Consider the following 18,428-nt stretch of genomic DNA (forward strand, 5'->3'; position numbering starts at 1 on the left):
CAGAAATGTAATTCCCGGAAATACAAAATGTGGAAAGGTTTTAAAGCTGCGTATTAAGATAAAGATATCAGGAAAATTTTATTTTATCCCATAATTTATTGGCCACCACCTGTTGTATTACTTGCTCGCGGTAATTGCGGCTTATTGGTATACGGTGCGATTGGATGAAAATATCATTGCCTTCAATACCATCAATTTTATTGGTCGATACGATGTATGATTTGTGTACGCGGATAAATAGCTTACTATCCAAATTTTGTTCAAGGCTTTTGAGATTAAGCAGTGTAATGTATTTTCCTTTGCCCGTAAAAATTGTCACATAGTTTTGCATACCTTCTACATACAGGATCTCGTCAAAGTAAATTTTTTCATACTTATTGCCGCATTTTATAAAAAAGTAATTCTCATAAGTTTCGGCCTTTTGTTCGCCCTGGTGGATAGAGTTGCTGAGCAGGCGGTGATAATCTTTTGCCTTATTTGCCGATTTAAAAAAGCGGTCGAACGTGATGGGTTTCAGCAGGTAATCGAGCACGTTGAGCTGAAATCCCTCCAGTGCATAGCTTGGGTATGCTGTTGTGATGATTACCATAGGTGGCTTCGGCATAATCTTCAGAAAATCGATACCATTCATTTTGGGCATCTGAATATCCAGGAATATCAGGTCGATGGATTGATGATCGAGTAGTTTGATGAGTTCCAACGGGTTTTCGCAGGTGCCCGTTAGTTGTAGAAAGTCTACCTCGCGCACATAACTTGCAAGTCCTTCGCGGGCCAGTGGCTCATCATCAATTATTACGCAGTTCATCATATCAAGCCATTTGCAGTGTTGGGGTGGATAGTACAAACTCCGTTAAGGTAAGCTGAAGTCTTACAGCAAACCGGTTTGCGCTTTCATCTATATCCAGTTGGTACTGGTTTGGGTAAATAAGGTCGAGCCTTCGTTTTACATTTTTTAGGCCGATACCGCCATAATTCACCGCGTCGGTAGTTGCATCGGTCGAGGTACTGTTGGCAACATGCAGCTCAAGCTCATTGCCCGTAAGGTTTAATTTTATTGCTATCCAATTGCGAGCGCCGGTATGTTTGGAAACATGTTTAAAAGCATTTTCCACAAAGGTCATGAGTATAAAAGGGGCTATTCCTAAATGGCTGGGTAACGGCTCATCAACCTCAAAAGTAACACGCACGTTGTTGTTTTGCCTGAGTTTTTCGAGCTCGATAAAGTTTTCGAGATAGCTGAGCTCTTTCCATAAGGGTATCTGGTGACCGTTGCATTCATACAGTTGATAACGTAGCAATTCGGAAAATTTGGCCAGCGAGGCGGATGCCATATCAGGGTTTTTATGAATGAGGAAGAAGATAGAATTGATGCTGTTGAACAGAAAATGCGGGTTAAACTGATATTTTAAAAAATTGAGTTCCGTTTCCAGTTTCTCTTTTTCAAGCATCTGTTGCCTGCGCTCCGTTTGCAGCCAGTTTTTGGTTAGTTTAATGCTCATGCCAAGCGTCATGCTGGCTACGGTAGAAGGGAAGGAGGTATTGTAAAAAAATGTGAAGTTGCCGGGATCAACATCAAACATTTTTTTAACACTGCAGCCTGCTAAAAACGCACTTAAGTAATATCCGGTGTTAATAAGGGTAGACGTGCAGATAGCAGTAATGCTTAAATAAATGATATACTCGGTGAGCCTGTCTTTTTTCATGAAGCGCGGCATCAGAAAATACAGGTTAAAGTACACCGCAATGGCCTCAAAAATTACATAAGCCAAAATCTTCACACTGTAAGCCGAAAAGAACATCGACTTAGCAGCCACCAATGGGTTGGCAACGGCTATTGTAAACCAAAAATAATGGTACACACACCAAAATGGAATATGGTACAGCTTGTATTTAAACAGCCAGTTTTGGTTTAATGTATCAACTGATAACTTGCTCATTTTTACACCGTAACATTTCAGTATACCTAAGATACAGCAATTGTATTGATTTATGCATTGCTTTTGTATCAGGCGCTTTAAATAATTGATGAATTGCGGCTGTTAAGTGATAAGTGGTAAAATAGAAACCAGAACCTCTGTTTTTAATCAATCTGCGTTGTTTTATGCGTCTTGTCAATTATAGGTAGCCACTTATCATCCTTATTTTTCTAAGTTTTGTGAACGGTTTTTATTTGTTGTGCCAGCCACTGAAAAGGCTGATCCCATCATGAAAACTCTTTGCATTAGTCTGCTATTGATATGTATGTTGCAAAGCACCAGGGCCCAGGTATCGGGTAAGGTAATCACTGGAAAGGGAGCGCCCTTGCCGTATGCAACTGCATCCGTTATTAAAGCTGCTGATTCGTCACCGGTTAAAAGTTTGTTGACTGATGAGCGGGGTATCTATAGGTTAGAAAACATTGTTCCTGGTAGTTACCGCGTCCGGTTAAGCAGCATTGGTTATCAAACTTGGGTTTCGCCCGTATTTATAATTACAGCAGGTACGCCCGCAAACGATTTAGGGGTTATCATCATGGCCGAAAATATCCATCAATTGATCGAGGTGGTGATCCGCGCTGATAAACCTTTGTACCAACAGCGGAGTGATGGTTTGGTTGTGAATGTAGAAAATAGTGTGCTTACCAAAGGCAGTTCGGCATTGCAGGTTTTGGAACGGTTGCCCGGCGTAGCGATTGACCATCGTAATAGCGGTATTGCTTTAAACGGTAAAAACGGGGTTACTGTTATGATCAATGGTAAACCCGTGCGGATGCCACTTGGACAGATAGAGACCCTGCTAAGTGGTACAAGTGCCGATAACATTGAAAAGATAGAATTACTAACCACCCCGCCCGCAGGCTACGACGCTGAAGGGAGTGCCGGCATCATTAACATAGTGATGAAGAAAAGCAAAAAACGTGGTACGAATGGCTCATATTCATTAACCGGAGGCTACGGCATGGGCGAAAAAGGCACGGCCAGTCTTAACCTAAATCGTAATACCAAAAATGTGAATCTATATGGTTCATACGCCTACTCGCATGATCGTACCTATACCGATCTGTTTATTACTGGTCACCAGGTCACGCCGTTTTTGGGCGGTCCTTCCGAAGTTGCCTTTTATACCAAAACGAAACAAATAAGTAATAATCATAACGCTACGCTCACGGCCGATATTAAACTGGATACGCTAACTACGCTTAGCACCAGCCTGGCATATAATAACAGTCACTCGCCCAGTTACACCTATAGCCACGCAGACTACAATATATTGCCCGATTCATTGCTCGTTTACACCGGACATATCAACGGCATGAACGGTTGGAACAACCTGACCGGCTCGGTTAGTATCGAAAGGATGTTATCCCAGGATGAAAAGCTCAGCTTTGATATCGACTATATTCATTACAGCAACAACAGCCCATCGGAAGTGCAAAGCTCATTCATCAATAAACACGGGCAACAGGTATATGCTAATAACAGTGTAAGCGCCGAACGGCAACGCGGGTTTGCAAACACGGTCATTAATGTTGGCGTAGCAAAAGCCGATTATACCAAACAGCTGAATGCCAAACTAAAGCTGGAAACCGGGATTAAAAGCACCTATACCACCAGCACAAGTTCGTCTGGTATCGAAAGCCTGTTGAATGGTGCATGGGTTAAAAATAGCGTGGTTGCCAACGAAATATTCATGAAAGAAGGGATTGCCGCGGCTTATGCATCATTTACCGCGAATTTCAGTAATGCTGTAAGTCTTGTTGCAGGGGTGCGCTACGAATACTCTTATACCAATATGGATAACCCGCAGACCATTGAAAATCTGGTTAACCGTAAACTGAGCGTATTATTCCCTACGCTATTATTTACTGCTAAAACTGGCGAACGCGCAGAATTACAGCTGTCGTACACTAAACGTATCAGCAGGCCTACCTATGATGACCTTGCATCATATGTTGGCTACAGTGACCCTACCGCGGTTTATACCGGTAATCCGTTTTTAAAACCCACCATTACCAATAATATAAAATTGGGTTATAACTATGGCGATTATACTTTTTCCCTGCTGTATAGCCACGATGATAACCCCATTTCGCGGTATCAGTTGAGCGATAGTCCGCAGCATGACCTGTTGTATATCTCGCCTCAAAACCTGGTTTATCAAAATAACCTTACTTTTCAAACCAATTTGCCTTTTAAAGTAAGCAATTGGTGGAATATGAGTTATAGCTTTGTTGGCGGACTAAGGCGGTTTAAAGAAAACTATACGCAGTATCCTTTTACCAAATCATACTTTGGGTATTCAATAAATTTTAACCAATCAATTAAACTGTCAAAAAGTTTTTCTGCAGAAATTTCGGGTGGATATAATTCCTACTCCATTAATGGTACGCAAACAATAAATGGATTTGGCATTTTAAATGCAGGTATAAAAAAGGAACTGAAAAATAATAAGGGTACTATCCAGCTATCAGCAGCAGATATTTTGAGCAGTTCACGTATTCATGTTTATTATGGTACGCTTACTCCCCAGCCGTTCAATATATACAGTCATGTAGCTATTAATACCGAATCGAGGCATTTTCCTATTATAAAACTCACTTATACACGATCATTTGGTGGCGCCGGTATGCTAAACAAGAACAAACAGGAAAGTGGCTCAAAAGATGAAAGCGACCGGATCAGAAAGAACTAAAATTGCTACCTAATCACGACCTTTTTAGCCAGGAATTGATGAACAATTACTGTTTTAATTTTTCGTACCGTGCTTTTTTGCTTTTATACCCATTTTATAATATTTGATCAGAAATCATAAGCTTATTTTGGCTAATTTGGATTTTTGAAATAAATGCTTCTAAGATCATTAATATTAACAGGTGCTATTAATGGCTTATTTTTCATGCTGCTTTTGAAGAATAAGAAGAAAATTTCGGGTAGCGATAAGATATTAATGTTATGGATGGGGATTATTTCATTACAACTAGGGTTTTATTATGATAATCTATCTGCCAAACCCATTTTCCCGGGATATTTACAACTGGTAAGTTTTTCCCTGCCACTAATTAGTTCTCCGGTGCTTTATTTTTACATTCGTTCGTTATCTATGGGGTACGGGTTTAAAAAAAGAAATCTGTCAATCCATTTACTCCCATTCCTGGTTTTCAATTGCGTAATTTTTTTTCTTCGTTACACAAAAGAGGATGGTCTTTTTTTGAAAGATGGATTCCCGCATTTTGGCAGTACATTAAATTGGGGGCTTAGATATTCCTTAACCGCTTTATTAGCAGTTATTCCCGGATACTACACTGTTTTAAGCTTTCTTGTACTTTTAAGGTATCAAAAAACATTGCCGAATAATTATTCCTATACTGAAAAAATAAACTTGAACTGGCTAAAATGGATTGTTGTTTCGCTGCTTATTCTTTTCGCCGGGCTGTTTCTATTTATTAAATATGGGGTTAGCTATAAACTTGTTGACTATCCCAATCTTTTTGCAGTTGTTGGGGCCGTCCTTACTGGCTATGTTTTTTTTATTGGCTTCTGCGGTCTACAGCAGGATGCAGTATTTAACAATGATATATCACTTCAAGAATATCTTAATGAAGAAGACATCAAAGTAGCAAACTATAAAAATTCGGGGCTGAACGAGGAAAAAGCAGATCAAATTTTTATTCGGTTAAAATTCCACATGGATGGAGCTAAACCTTTTTTAAAAGAAGATTTGAGCCTGACTATGCTTGCAGGTGAATTGGGAATTACCTCAAATCAGCTTTCGCAAGTTATCAATCAAAGGGCCCAATCAAATTTTTTTAATTTCATAAATGGCTACCGGGTAGAAGCTGTTAAAGATAAATTTAAAGACCCTGCTATGGCGTATTATTCGATATTGGGCATTGCGTATGATTCGGGCTTTCGTTCAAAGTCTTCGTTCAATAAAATTTTTAAAGAAACTACGGGTCAAACACCTTTGCAATACCGGAAGGCTATTAGCTCATAAATTTATTGGTCTTTCCCTACCTTTCCGGACGATTGCCATCCGTTTTAAACTTTCATTTGCTAAAAATAAAGCAATGGAAAGTTTTACAGTCATTCACAAAATTAATATTGCGGTGCACGTCGCAGCAGGCTCATTAGCATTAATAGTTGGTTTAGTGGCTCTTATTGTCAATAAGGGAAAAAAGCTGCACCGGCTAACCGGGCGATTATTCCTGATGCTGATGTCTGTCGTTATCTTAACCGGATTAATTGGAGTGTTTGTGTTCGGAAGAAATACTTTTTTGCTCGTTATAACCGTATTGAGTGGTTATTTGGCATTTTCCGGATACCGGGTCATAAAAGCAAAGTCAAATGTTCCTAAAGTTATCGACATAGGTATATGTCTGCTATCCTTAATATCCGTATCATATTTCCTTTATTATTTTAAATCTATTGGGATGATCTGGTCTCCGGTAATTATTTATAGCACGGTTGGCTATTTATTTTTGATGATCGTGTATGACTGTGGCAGATACTTTATACCAGCCAAAACATACGCTAACCTTTGGATATATGAACATATTTTAAAAATGGTGAGTGCTTTCAGCGGTTTATTATCTGCTTTTTCAGGAACAGTTTTTCCTCAATATCAGCCTTATAGCCAGTTTATCCCATCCATTTTAGGGACATTGACCGCAATTTGCTTCATGATACATGTCTCCAACAGAAAAAAATATGTTGATGTTAAATTAAAAAGGATTGGATAATTTCCTCGTCACCTATCTCATTTCATGCCATTAAATAGTTTAAAGGCTCAAGATCTTCCAAATTATGATCGAAAAGTTGTAACATTTAGAATACCGAAATCAAACTTTTAAACTTTAAGTGATTTTCCTGAAGCTAAGCCCGAACCAGCAGATACCAGTTCAGGCAGGCGGCAACTGACATTGCCGTCTATCTTACAATCGAAAATAAAAAGAATAGTTCGAATTTATCCACCGACTTATTAAAACAACAATACTATTCGAGCGAAGTGATTATGTTTGTTTTTTAACCGGTTTTACCTTTCAATTGCCTTGCGCTTTAGTCAGATATTTTATTCGCTTCGTAGGCTCTTTACCGGATTAGCCAATGCTGCTTTAATAGATTGAAAACTGATAGTTACAAACGCTATTACCAGCGCTATAATGCCGGCTGCCACAAATATCCACCAGTTCATATCGGTATGGAAAGCAAAATCAGCCAGCCATTCATGCATCGACCATCTGGCTATCGGGATGGCTATTACAGCTGATATCAAAACTAACCGCAGGAAATCCTTTGATAACTCAAGTACAATTTGCCGCACACTTGCTCCCAGTACCTTTCGTACGCCAATTTCCTTAACCCGCTGGGTAATGGTAAACGCCGACAATCCGAATAGTCCCAAACATGCTATACATATAGCGATACACGAGAATATGGTAAAAAGGTTACCCTGCTGTTGTTCGCTGTTGTATAGTTGACGGAATTTATCATCCAAAAAGGTAAAATCAAAAGGAGTTTCAGGAAGATATTTATGCCAGGTGGCCTGTAGCGAACTTACTGCGGTTTGGATATTGCGACTATTTACTTTTATCGACATTACATGATAATTGTTGTTCGATGGCAATCGAAATAACAGCGGAGTAATTGTCTGATGCAACGACTCGAAGTGAAAATCCTTAACAATGCCGATAACTTTGCCGCTAACATCTCCATACTTAATATCTTTACCGATAGCGTTTTGCGGGATTTTCCAGCCCAGCGACCGTACCGCCGCCTCGTTCACAATAAAGTTATTGGTATCAGTTGAAAACGCTTTCGAGAAATTGCGTCCGGCGACCATTTTCATGCCATAAGTCGGGATAAAGCTGTAATCGGTACTGAGGGATTTCAGATCGCCTTGAATGGGTTTCATTACGCCATCTACCAAAACCGACCCGCCTTGATAGTCGAGCAGGCGGTCTGATGGAATACGGGATGAGCGGCCAACATCTTTTATCGCGGTGTTTTTCAGCAACTCTGCTTTAAATGCATCATATTGAGCATGTAGCTGTCCAACATACCCTATCGTTAGAACTGCGTCCTTATTGAAACCTAAATCGGCTTTTTGTATATATTGCAGCTGGCGGTACACCACGGTTGTGGCTATTATGAGGATAATCGAAATAGAAAACTGCACAACAACCAGCACCTTGCGGAACGAGACCCCGCCTGAGCTGGTTTTTATGATGCCTTTCAAAACCTTCACCGGTAAAAACGATGACATAAAAATGGCCGGGTAAATACCACTGACGATGCCTATTATAAACGACAGCAACAAAACGGGCACTAAAATTTGCCATTGCAGCAGGCTGTTAAACGCGAGATGGGTGTTTGCCAAATGGTTTATCATTGGCAGTAGAAATGTCGTTGCCGCCATGGCCAGCGCAAGCGCAAACCAGGTGATCATTACCGATTCGCTTAAAAATTGGCTAATGATCTCCTTTCGCTGTGCGCCGATAACCTTGCGGATACCAATTTCCTTTGCCCTCAATACCGAACGTGCGGTGGATAGGTTCATGTAGTTGATGCAGGCTATCAGCAAAATAAACAATGCGATAGCCGAAAATATGTATACCCTTTTGATATCGCCGTTCACTTCAAACTCATCATCCAGGTGTGAGTGCAGGTGTATGTCGGCGAGCTTCTGAAAAGTAAGTTTGGTGCCATCGTGTGTTTTAGCGTTGCTGGCCGCGCCGCCAAGGTGTACGTATTTATCTAGGAAATCAGGCAATTGGCTTTCAATCCTGTCGGTATTATAGTCCTTGGGGAAAAGCAGGTAGGTAAAAAAGGCATTACCGCCAAAGTCGTTCGCTAAATTGTTCGCGCCATACATTGCCGGATCTTTTAGGGTGCTGAACGACATCAGTATGTCGGGGTGCATGTGCGAGTTGGGAGGAAAAGCTTTGAACACACCGGTAACTTTAAAGTCGTGATTGATCTTACCCAGGAAAACGTTATCCAGCAACAGGCTTTTGCCGATCGGGTCGGTATCGCCGAAATACTTATGCGCCATGGCTTCGCTCAGCATAATGCTGTAAGGCTCTTTCAGCGCATTATTTGGGGCGCCCTTAACCACAGGTACTGTGAAAAAGTCGAAGAAATTATCTTCGGCAAAGACGCTGTTCTGTTCGTTAAACAGCTTGCCATTATAGTGAAAGGCCGTGGTGCGGATAGGCAAAACCCGTGTTGTTTTTTTAATATCCGGAAATGCGCTTTGCAGTAAAGGCCCAAACGGCGGCGCAATCGCGCTTAAATGTAGGCTCTCCACATTTTTGCCAGCATAAAAAATGCGCGTCACCCGGCGGATATCCTTCGCATTGGCGTTAAATTTATCATAGCTGCGCTCGTTAATAATATAGCTTAAAATAAGCAAGCAGCAGGTTAACCCTACGGTTAAACCAAATATGTTGATAAATGAAATAAACGGGTGCCTTTTGATGTTACGAAACGCACTCCTCAAATAGTTTTTTATCATGATCGTTCCATTTTCAGGGTAAGTGATTAATTTTCTTTTGTTTTGCCAGTTATAGTTTGAGGCAGCACCCTGTGTGATTTGATGGGATTCAACGGATTTAATCCGCACCATTAGTTTTGCAAAGTTGTGATCAGTATCCTCTTTGGACACTTGTTCGTTGGTTTTCCATTTTGCCAGCAATACCCGTAATACCGAAAACGCATCAGTATCATTGTTCAAGAAATTATCCAGTTCCTGTAATTCTTCAACAGTAGCTTCCCCGGCTAATTTTTTAACTGCCAGTTCCAATATCCTACCTTTAAGTTTCATCTGAATAAATCGGGCTGATACATTTTTTATAAACGATACAGTAAATGTTGTCATCACATTTAAACTTCGTGCCAAATATGTAATGTATTTAAAATGAGTTGCTTGTAAATTAAAGATCGCCAATGCCGTACGAAAATGTTACAATCGGTGTGCGATTTTATCGATATTTAACCGGTCTTGAAATACCTGTACAGGTGATGCTTCCTACAATAAACTGAAAGAAGCAATTTATTGATGAATTTATAATTGATTTTAGCTTGCTATTTTTACTATGTGAATCCCGGACAACAGATACTATTCTTTTTTAGCGCTTTAGGGGCGTTCAACGGTTTCGTGATCAGCTTCTATCGGTTGTTCTTTAAAAAGACAAAGTCCTCGACCTCCTACTTTTGGGATTGTTACTTTTAGCACTTTCGCACGGGCTCGCGCCCTGATAATACGCTTATCAGTTTCTCTGTTTAGAATGTTATCTTAGGAATAAGGTGAGTAATGCAGTGGTTATGCGGGAAATGTAAATTGTATTTATTTGCTTAAACCTTAGCTTCATCATTTGTGAAACAATAACCGATGGTTTTTCAATCTGATCATTGTCAAATAGATTGCGGATTGAAACGCCGATAATGCTGACGAGGCAGATTAGCATTATGATATGTGTAAGTACAAATAGAGTTTCCATAGCTTTCAGTTTAATATGGCCTTAGTATTTATTTGTCAGCATTGTGCTGCCTGAGGTATACCAAACTGATGCCAATAATTAAAATGCTTATTATGAGTTATTTGTATTGTGTATGGCTTTGTTTTTATCATTTTATATCGCCATATGACCATAAACAAAACGAAATGAGGTGGCACTATTACCCACTATTGCATGGTTGGTAATTTCAAAATTTAACTTTCAAAGATAGCCTCTGTTTTTAACGGAACCGAAGCTGCTTTCCTGAGTGAGGTTATCTGTCCTTGATAATGTAAGCAACTCTTTATATCGTTTTCCCGAAAGTATTTTGACTGAATAAAGTAGCGGTTGAATTATGAAAATATTCCATATGGTTGAATTTTAGATTGTTATGTATTGGCATTTCCATTGCAAATACCTATGAGATATAATTATTAAACACCGGTCTTGACAATAGGCCATTAAACACATTTTATGAAAATAGTAGTAATAGGCGGAAGCGGGCTCATCGGAACGCAGCTCGTAGACAGGCTAAGTAAGCTTGGTCACGAAGTTATAGCTGCATCACCCGCGACAGGTGTAAATACATTGACCGGGGAGGGGCTTTTGGAGGCTCTTAATAGAACAGATGTTGTAGTTGACGTGGCCAACTCGCCTTCATTTGAGGATAAGGCAGTGATGAACTTCTTTGAAGTTTCAGGTCGCAATCTTTTCCAGGTGGAAAAAAAATGCAAAATTAAACACCATGTTGCCCTTTCTGTTGTTGGTACTGACCGCTTACAAGAAAGTGGCTACCTCCGGGCAAAGCAAACGCAAGAGAATTTAATTAAAGATTCAGGTATTCTCTATTCAATTGTTCACTCCACGCAATTTTTTGAATTTCTTGGAGGCATCGCGGCTACTGCTACTGAAGGAGGTGTCGTTCGGCTCTCATCTGCTAAAATCCAGCCCATTGCGTCCTCAGATGTGGCAGCTATGATGGCCGACGTTATTGTTGGATCACCACTTAATGACATAATAGAAATAGCGGGCCCTGATCAGTTTAGCCTTGCAGAAATCGTTCAGCTCTATTTGCAAAAGAACAACGATCCCAGAAAGGTAACAGTAGATAATCATGCACGTTATTATGGGGCAGAACTGACCGATCAAATGCTTCTTCCTGGGGGAAACGCACGAATAGGTAAGATCAATTTTGATACCTGGTACGTTAATCAACCCAAAAAGCCTTAATCGTCCCGCTGATATCAAAAGTTTGCTTGCCGTCCGTCGTAACGAAGATGACGGGTGTCAGTTCCTTGAGGATGTTGTAAGGGGCGTGCACTTTCCACCCGTTCGTGCCCGGGACAAACCCACGCCGGCACAGTGTCCCTGTGAAAACCGCTCATCAACGCGAGGAGCCGACGGGCGGCCGCATACTTCAATAGTGCAGATAACGATGATTTTTCTTTTAATAAGAGCCGCCTGCAACACACTATCCTGGTGATTGTGTTGCTACAGGTTTTTAGCCCTGTATGTATTCCCCGAAAAGGATAGATTGTTTACGTGGAAACGACTTCAGAGTTTTAAGCATAAAAAAAACTACAAGCCCATTCGAATTTCAACTGATCCACCTAATTCAAAGATTGGGCAGCCTTTTGCAATTTCCCCGGCCTGGTCATAGTTTTCCGCCTTTATAACAACCATACCTCCTATAGAGTGTTTGATTTCTGCATAAGGCCCGTTAGTGACGCTTTCACCTGGTTTCATTACGCTACCTTCCGCGTCCCAGCTCTTGTGCTTTTGTGCCAGCAACCCTTTTTCTGTCAATAAATCAAGCCAGTCTTTCCAATGTTTTACGTTTTTTTCTAATTCGTACTCTGCTGGCTGAATTTCTTTGGCCTTGAAATCCCGACGAAATATAAATAAGAACTCCTTCATTTTTTCCTTTTTGATTAAATAAACATTAGCTGACTACCGAATTTTACCCAAAGGTTCGTTGGGCCTTTTTGATGACCACACCTAAATTTATTCCGTGCCCCAAAACACCTTTGAACAGATCTCCGGTTTCCTTCAGCCGGTCGATAGAATTGAGAATAGTAAAGTCGCGCATTTTTAAGCCTGGTTTTAACTCATCCCAATGTACTGGCATAGAAACTGTAGCACCCGGTTTTGGCCTTAGCGAATACGGCGCGACTATTGTCGCCTCTTCCCGATTTTGCAAAAAGTCAAGATAAATTTTTCCGTGGCGCGAACTTGTCACTCTTTCCAGCGTAGTAATATCCGGCAGTTCCTTTTGAACCTGCTTTGCTATTATCCTGGCAAACATTTGGGATTGATCGAAAAAATATTTGGCGCCGAGCGGTACAAAAATATGAATTCCCGTAGAACCTGACATTTTTGGAAACGACGGCACGTCCAGCGCATCAAGCACCTTCTTTATTGTTTGTGCGACCTGCATTACCTGGTCTAAAGTATTTCTATCATCCGGATCAAGATCAATTACACAATAATCAGGGCGATCCTGTGAATTTATCCGGCTAAACCAGGGATTCATCTCAACGCAGCCTTGTCCGGCCATCCACAGCAGGCTCTCCATATCGCTTCCCACAAAGTATTGCAGTCTCTTCCCTCCAATGGTATCGTGTGTCAACATTCTGGCCCACTCCGGGGCCTTGCCTGTTACATCTTTTTGATAAAAATGTGGCCCCATTATACCCTCAGGGAAACGGTTTAGAGACATTGGCCTGTCTTTTAGATAAGGCAAAATGAAATCAGCGATTCGGAAATAAAAATTAACCATATCGCGCTTGGTTATACCTTCATAAGGCCAAAAAAATTTATTTAGATGCGTAAAGGTTAACTTATGGCCGTCAAAATTTATATCGGCTGTCTCTTTGCTATCCTTGGGTATTGGCATTCCCACTGGTGAACTATCTGCAATAGCGGGCGATGCCGTCTTTGCAATATGCTTCATCGTGTTAGCCGGGCCGTTACCTGTTGTTGCTTCCTGTGCGCTTTTATCGATTCGCATGTCGAGAATAAATTCAAATATAAATGACAATTTAAAGGCGATAGAAAATGAACAAATAAGGGTCCTTAACGCCTTCAGATGCTCTTTCTTTTCTCGGATCAATGATCTCCCACACCCGATTTATCTTTTGTTTTTCCTGCATAGCAACCGTTAGACGGGTTTGCAGAGAAAACTTTGGCGTATTTTACTTTTATAAAGAAATAAAATATTTTTCCGCGTGTAACGAGATCAACCGAACTGGCCGACTTTGTACGTTCCCGGTTCGGTAGGGAAAGCAAGGTTGAAGCGATTCCATGAATTGATCGCTGTAACTGCAAGTGTCAAGTCAACCAACTCTGCATCGGTGAATAACGGTTTAACCTTTTCGTAAACCGCGTCGGGAACCTCACACCTAGTAACTGCCTCCGCCCAGGCCAGTGCAGCACGCTCACGGTTGGTGTAGTATGGAGTTTCACGCCATGCACTAAGTCCATATAGCCGCTGCTCAGTTTCACCATCGGCACGAGCATCTTTAGAATGCATATCTAAACAATATGCACAGCCGTTAATTTGAGATATTCTAAAATCTACCAGCTCAAGCAGCCGTTTTTCAACAGATGATGTCTTAAGATAATTTCCAATGTTAAAAAGCGTTTTCATCGCATTTGGCCCTTTGATATAGGCGTTGATTCTTGTTTCCATTTCTAATGATGTTTTATGTTTACAATTAAAAGCCGCTCTCGCTTTAATTAGAGCCAGTCTCATCCTTTTTTAATTCTTAGTCTTCATACAGTTGGATAGATCCTGGTTTTTGAAGATCATCGATCCACCGTTGAATATATTCAGTCAGATCCGTTAGCTGAGGGCATGCCTTTAATTCTCCGAAAGAAGCATACACAATAAGGCCCAGTAAGATGCAGTGTGTGATATCAAGCTGCATTAACAGACCAATGCTGAAGCCTGTGCTATAGTTACGCCTGGCATCCGGGGACATTTCGATCCCTGGATCGACTTGCTTTCGCGATATGATAAATTGCTCTTGCTCTGAAAAAAGTAATACATCATTTCCTGACCATATCAAAAGTTGGGCTACTTTCATAGTTCTAAACAAGGAGATATACTTCTTTTTCAGATCAGACGGAGTCTCTTCCTCAAAGGATGAATTCTTTTTCACGCCATTCAATACCATCCATAATCTCAATGCTTCGTTATCGTCCAGCGCGAGCGTGACTTTTCCATAATTCGAAAAGGCACTGATAATATCAACCGCTTCGTCCACCTCAAATGAGAGTTTTTTTGACGAATCACCGAGGTAAAAAATGAATTCCAGGTCTTTTCTGCCAAGCGGTTTAATAACATCCGTAAGCAATCCATTCCATAACAGAGAAGCTCCGGTCATGTTTGCCCAGTCGTCAAATGCCACTGTACTGCAATTGCGGAAAAGGGAACGGAGTTCTTCTATAACAGCATCGTCTTTAAAAAAAGCCCATACATATCGCTCAATTTCTCCAGAAGGAAGCGCGACATTAAGTTTTGATAGTGCCTCAAAGTCATGCAGTGTATTCGTTGTTATACTGCGAATTCCAAGAATATTGGCAATTTCCGGTAGCCGTGACGCTTTTAGGCCTAATACACCTAACAATGAATCGGTTGTGCCGGCATTTGATTCATCGTCACTCTGTAAACGACTTATACACAGGCTTCCTGCAACTTTAACGTCGTTTATTGCTCCTAACAGATCCCTTAATATCGGATCAGCGTTTTTTACTTCCATATTAAATGTTATCATTTTTATATTTTTTAAGTTTAACAAAGCGTCCCATCAGATATATTCAGAAGGTGGAATTAAAGATAATATTATTTCCCCGCTCCAGCTCAAGCGGCAGGGCTTCCTCCTAAAGTCCCCGGCTATGCAATTATTGACCCGGAGATATTCGGCTATCTCAGACGAGAAACATGGTATAAAGTCACCGGAATGACGCCGGGAACGCACAGAATGTAATCTTTCGTCTCGTACAGATCAGAAATTCTGATGCCTTATATGCTTTACTTACATGCATTTACCACTGTTATTTATTAAGTATTATCACCGTTTTTATGAAATGGCTGTTCTACCATTCTTAAAGCATCATCCATATATTCATCGCCCTCGCTTGAGCTTTCCTCGTTTGGGTGAAAATCATTTAAAGCTTCTTCGGATAACTGTTCTTTCTCTTTGTTGTTGGGGTCTGCGTGAACCCCAAATAAAAAATTCATCATTGTTGTTGTGTTTTGTCTTTTAATTAACTTCTGGCTATCTGTATTTATCCAACTGTAAAATTGGTCCGATTCTGTCATGGTTGAACGTATAAATATTTTATAACCATAGACGTTGTTTAGGGCTTTTATAGGATTGCAACGGTTGTGCCAATTGCTTAAATGTTTGATAACGTGATATTTGGTAAATTATCGGGGTGGTGTATTATACTTTATATAGTGGATTGGCGATCATATGTACGAGATTCAGAGCCTTTTAATTGATGATTTCCTGTTCACAAAGTTTAGCGATAACCTAACATCAGACAGCAGTAAGCTGTAACGTCGTAATGTTCGATGAGTCATTGACTCTGGCGGTAACAGTCAGGAAAATAGCTCCTATTCAAAACCTGTTCTGTTGGTTAGGAATGCTCCTTATTTCGTGGAGCTGCCGTCATAGCACTAAATATAGAGGATGAATAAAAATTATAAATTGCATAAGTTGCTGATTATTATTATATTATTCCATTGGCACGCTGGTTGCAAAGCACAGTTCAATGAAATCAAACGAATTTTTACTGGTCTTTTGGAAAGGCCACAAAACAAACGAGCTACAGCCATCAGCCGTGATGCTGAAAAGGCATTTAAAGTATTGGCATGAATGGGTTATCAGCCTTGCTGTTAATGATCTGCTTGCAAGTCAGCTTAGGCGATGGGATACAGGCGGGCGGGTTTTGAAACCTGATCGCAGCATAATAGAAGGGCCTTTTAAAGAAAATAATGAATTAATCGCGGGCCTGATCACCATTTACGCGAACGATTACCAGGAGGCCAACGAAATCGCACTCGGATGCCCGATTCTCGACTTAGGAGGAACTGTAGAGATCCGGATGGCGGTAAGTAATTCCCTAAACGTCATAAGTAATTACTAACCATTGAAAATACTGAGGATAATATAGGGGAATTATTGGAGTATATATCTTATTTACAATAAGTTAATAGATCAACCTATTGTCCTCAAAATTGCCACCAAATAATCAATTAATTACAAATATTAATATTCATCAACATGAAAAATTACAAAATCAAAAAGTCAGCGATCGCATTTTTAACACTTTGTATTGCCTTTATATTAAGCGCAAAAGCACAAGAGTCTGATAAATCACCTGTTACCGGTGCGCCTCCGCGTCTTATTCTTAAACAACTTATCCAAACTTCTGGTCTTAAGGAGCAGGAGGTAAAAGTGGTTATTGTGGAGTTTGCACCGGGGGAGACTTCCACAGCGCACCGGCATCCCATTCCGACTTTTGGCTATGTTCTTGAAGGTGAATTAGAGTCGACGTTCGATGGCAAAGTCTATCACTATAAAACAGGTGAGGCCTTTTATGAAAGGCCAAACGGCCTGCACTCCGGAACAAGGAATATGAGTAAAGACAAGCCCGCTAAACTGGTTGCCTTTTTTGTTGGCGATAAAGGAAAACCCTTCCTGGTACCTGAAAAGGAATAAGGCCTTGAATGCCGTAATTTCCTTATCAGCATTCTATAGTCATTAATATTTTCAGAAAAGTCCCACTGTGCTTTTAATAAGGCAAGTGGGACTTTTTTTGGATCAGATCATGCTATGGAGTGATCTTTTCTAATGCCCAGACGTTTCATCTTTGAATGCAGTGTGGTGGCGGGAACTCCTAAAATGTAAGCTGCACCATTAAAACCCGCGATCCTTCCATCACAATACTTTAGAACTTTGTAAATATGATCTCTTTCATTCTGATCTATTGTTTTATGAATAGATTGGATTTCTTCATCATGATTACAGCCGGCGTCTGTCGGCAACGGGAGAAGCACATGTTTAATCATGTTGCTCTCTGCAAGTAAAACACTTCGTTCAATCAGATGCTCGAGTTCTCTAATGTTTCCAGGCCAGGGGTAATTTAACAAACTCTGCAACACACGGCTGCAAACAGAATTGATGTTTCTTCCGCATTCCCGGCTATAGCGTTTAACAAAATGCATCGTGAGCAACGGAATATCATTTTTTCGCTCCCTCAAAGGTGGTAAAGAAATAGGAAAAATATTCAGGCGATAATACAAATCGCTTCTAAACCGGCCCTCAGCCATTTCTTTCTCCAAACTCTTATTTGTGGCTGCGATGATCCTAACGTTGACTTTAATTGTCCCTTTACCGCCAACCCGCTCAATTTCTTTTTCCTGGAGTGCCCGAAGAAGTTTCACCTGCAAGTCCAGTCCTAATTCACCAATCTCATCAAGAAACAAGGTCCCGCCGTTAGCCTGTTCAAATTTTCCTAACCTACGTTCTGTCGCTCCTGTAAAGCTTCCCCGTTCATGTCCGAAAAGCTCGCTTTCAACCAGATTAGCAGGCAGTGCGCCACAGTTTATTGTAATCATTTGTTTAACTTTTCGGGTTGATAAATTATGTATGGAACGAGCTACAACTTCTTTACCCGTCCCTGTTTCGCCAAGTAATAACACCGTTGAATTGGATGGTGCCACTATTGACATCAAAGAGTACACTCTTTGCATTTCCGTGCAGTTGCCGATCATTCCAGGGAAATTATAAACAGGTTTCACGGATTCATTTTCAACTTCCAAATTCATTTCGGAGCTGATGTGGAGCCTTCTTACAAATGGTTCTTCTTTGTTGGGATTTAATCCGTTATATTCATGGGGTACCGGTTTCAATGTTGGTCTGTAAGTTTCCATTTTTATTTC

At 40.6% G+C, this 18,428-nt stretch carries 15 protein-coding genes; 6 read left to right on the top strand and 9 right to left on the bottom strand.

Annotation, left to right across the window (positions count from 1 at the left end; all coding sequences use genetic code 11):
* Positions 1-67 precede the first annotated feature (67 nt).
* Both SNE25_RS16475 and SNE25_RS16480 read right to left on the bottom strand, forming a co-directional pair.
* The gene (locus SNE25_RS16475; RefSeq protein WP_321560087.1) at positions 68-808 is read right to left on the bottom strand and encodes a LytR/AlgR family response regulator transcription factor; all 741 of its coding nucleotides are present in this window, start codon (positions 806-808) and stop codon (positions 68-70) included.
* Between the two features lies 1 nt (position 809).
* A complete protein-coding gene (locus SNE25_RS16480) occupies positions 810-1,937 on the bottom strand; it encodes a sensor histidine kinase (protein ID WP_321560088.1) in 1,128 nt (375 codons plus the stop codon).
* A gap of 268 nt (positions 1,938-2,205) precedes the next feature.
* Between SNE25_RS16480 and SNE25_RS16485 the strand changes: the two genes are divergently transcribed.
* From SNE25_RS16485 to SNE25_RS16495, 3 genes are all read left to right on the top strand, one after another.
* Entirely contained in the window at positions 2,206-4,671 is a 2,466-nt protein-coding gene (locus tag SNE25_RS16485; protein WP_321560089.1) for a TonB-dependent receptor, read from the top strand.
* Positions 4,672-5,358: 687 nt separating this feature from the next.
* Positions 5,359-5,973, top strand: a complete 615-nt coding sequence (locus SNE25_RS16490) for a helix-turn-helix domain-containing protein (protein ID WP_321560090.1) — start codon at positions 5,359-5,361, stop codon at positions 5,971-5,973.
* Positions 5,974-6,046: 73 nt separating this feature from the next.
* Positions 6,047-6,718, top strand: coding sequence for a DUF2306 domain-containing protein (locus SNE25_RS16495; RefSeq protein WP_321560091.1), 672 nt, complete (start codon positions 6,047-6,049; stop codon positions 6,716-6,718).
* 329 nt (positions 6,719-7,047) lie between these two features.
* Here the strand turns inward: SNE25_RS16495 and SNE25_RS16500 are convergent, their stop codons facing one another.
* Complete coding sequence (locus SNE25_RS16500) at positions 7,048-9,801, bottom strand: ABC transporter permease (RefSeq protein ID WP_321560092.1); 2,754 nt, start codon at positions 9,799-9,801, stop codon at positions 7,048-7,050.
* Positions 9,802-10,948: 1,147 nt separating this feature from the next.
* On the opposite strand from SNE25_RS16500, the gene SNE25_RS16505 reads away from it, so the two are divergent.
* Positions 10,949-11,704, top strand: a complete 756-nt coding sequence (locus tag SNE25_RS16505; RefSeq protein WP_321560093.1) for an SDR family oxidoreductase — start codon at positions 10,949-10,951, stop codon at positions 11,702-11,704.
* Between the two features lie 348 nt (positions 11,705-12,052).
* Here SNE25_RS16505 and SNE25_RS16510 read toward each other — a convergent pair whose 3' ends face one another.
* The 5 genes from SNE25_RS16510 to SNE25_RS16530 all read right to left on the bottom strand — a co-directional run bounded on the left by SNE25_RS16510 (position 12,053) and on the right by SNE25_RS16530 (position 15,800).
* On the bottom strand, positions 12,053-12,391 hold the full coding sequence (locus SNE25_RS16510) for a YciI family protein (RefSeq protein ID WP_321560094.1): 339 nt from the start codon (positions 12,389-12,391) through the stop codon (positions 12,053-12,055).
* Between the two features lie 43 nt (positions 12,392-12,434).
* Complete coding sequence (gene ligD / locus SNE25_RS16515; protein WP_321560095.1) at positions 12,435-13,484, bottom strand: non-homologous end-joining DNA ligase; 1,050 nt, start codon at positions 13,482-13,484, stop codon at positions 12,435-12,437.
* Between the two features lie 228 nt (positions 13,485-13,712).
* The gene (locus tag SNE25_RS16520; RefSeq protein WP_321560096.1) at positions 13,713-14,165 is read right to left on the bottom strand and encodes a carboxymuconolactone decarboxylase family protein; all 453 of its coding nucleotides are present in this window, start codon (positions 14,163-14,165) and stop codon (positions 13,713-13,715) included.
* Between the two features lie 76 nt (positions 14,166-14,241).
* Positions 14,242-15,252 (bottom strand): hypothetical protein, encoded by a 1,011-nt coding sequence (locus SNE25_RS16525; RefSeq protein ID WP_321560097.1) that lies wholly within the window; start codon positions 15,250-15,252, stop codon positions 14,242-14,244.
* Between the two features lie 287 nt (positions 15,253-15,539).
* Complete coding sequence (locus SNE25_RS16530) at positions 15,540-15,800, bottom strand: hypothetical protein (RefSeq protein ID WP_321560098.1); 261 nt, start codon at positions 15,798-15,800, stop codon at positions 15,540-15,542.
* Positions 15,801-16,255: 455 nt separating this feature from the next.
* Between SNE25_RS16530 and SNE25_RS16535 the strand changes: the two genes are divergently transcribed.
* On the top strand, positions 16,256-16,630 hold the full coding sequence (locus SNE25_RS16535) for a YciI family protein (protein WP_321560099.1): 375 nt from the start codon (positions 16,256-16,258) through the stop codon (positions 16,628-16,630).
* 137 nt (positions 16,631-16,767) lie between these two features.
* On the top strand, positions 16,768-17,205 hold the full coding sequence (locus SNE25_RS16540; protein WP_321560100.1) for a cupin domain-containing protein: 438 nt from the start codon (positions 16,768-16,770) through the stop codon (positions 17,203-17,205).
* 107 nt (positions 17,206-17,312) lie between these two features.
* Here SNE25_RS16540 and SNE25_RS16545 read toward each other — a convergent pair whose 3' ends face one another.
* Positions 17,313-18,419, bottom strand: coding sequence for a sigma-54 interaction domain-containing protein (locus SNE25_RS16545; RefSeq protein ID WP_321560101.1), 1,107 nt, complete (start codon positions 18,417-18,419; stop codon positions 17,313-17,315).
* Between the last annotated feature and the right edge of the window lie 9 nt (positions 18,420-18,428).

This window comes from Mucilaginibacter sabulilitoris (assembly GCF_034262375.1).
Classification (GTDB): Bacteria; Bacteroidota; Bacteroidia; order Sphingobacteriales; family Sphingobacteriaceae; genus Mucilaginibacter; species Mucilaginibacter sabulilitoris.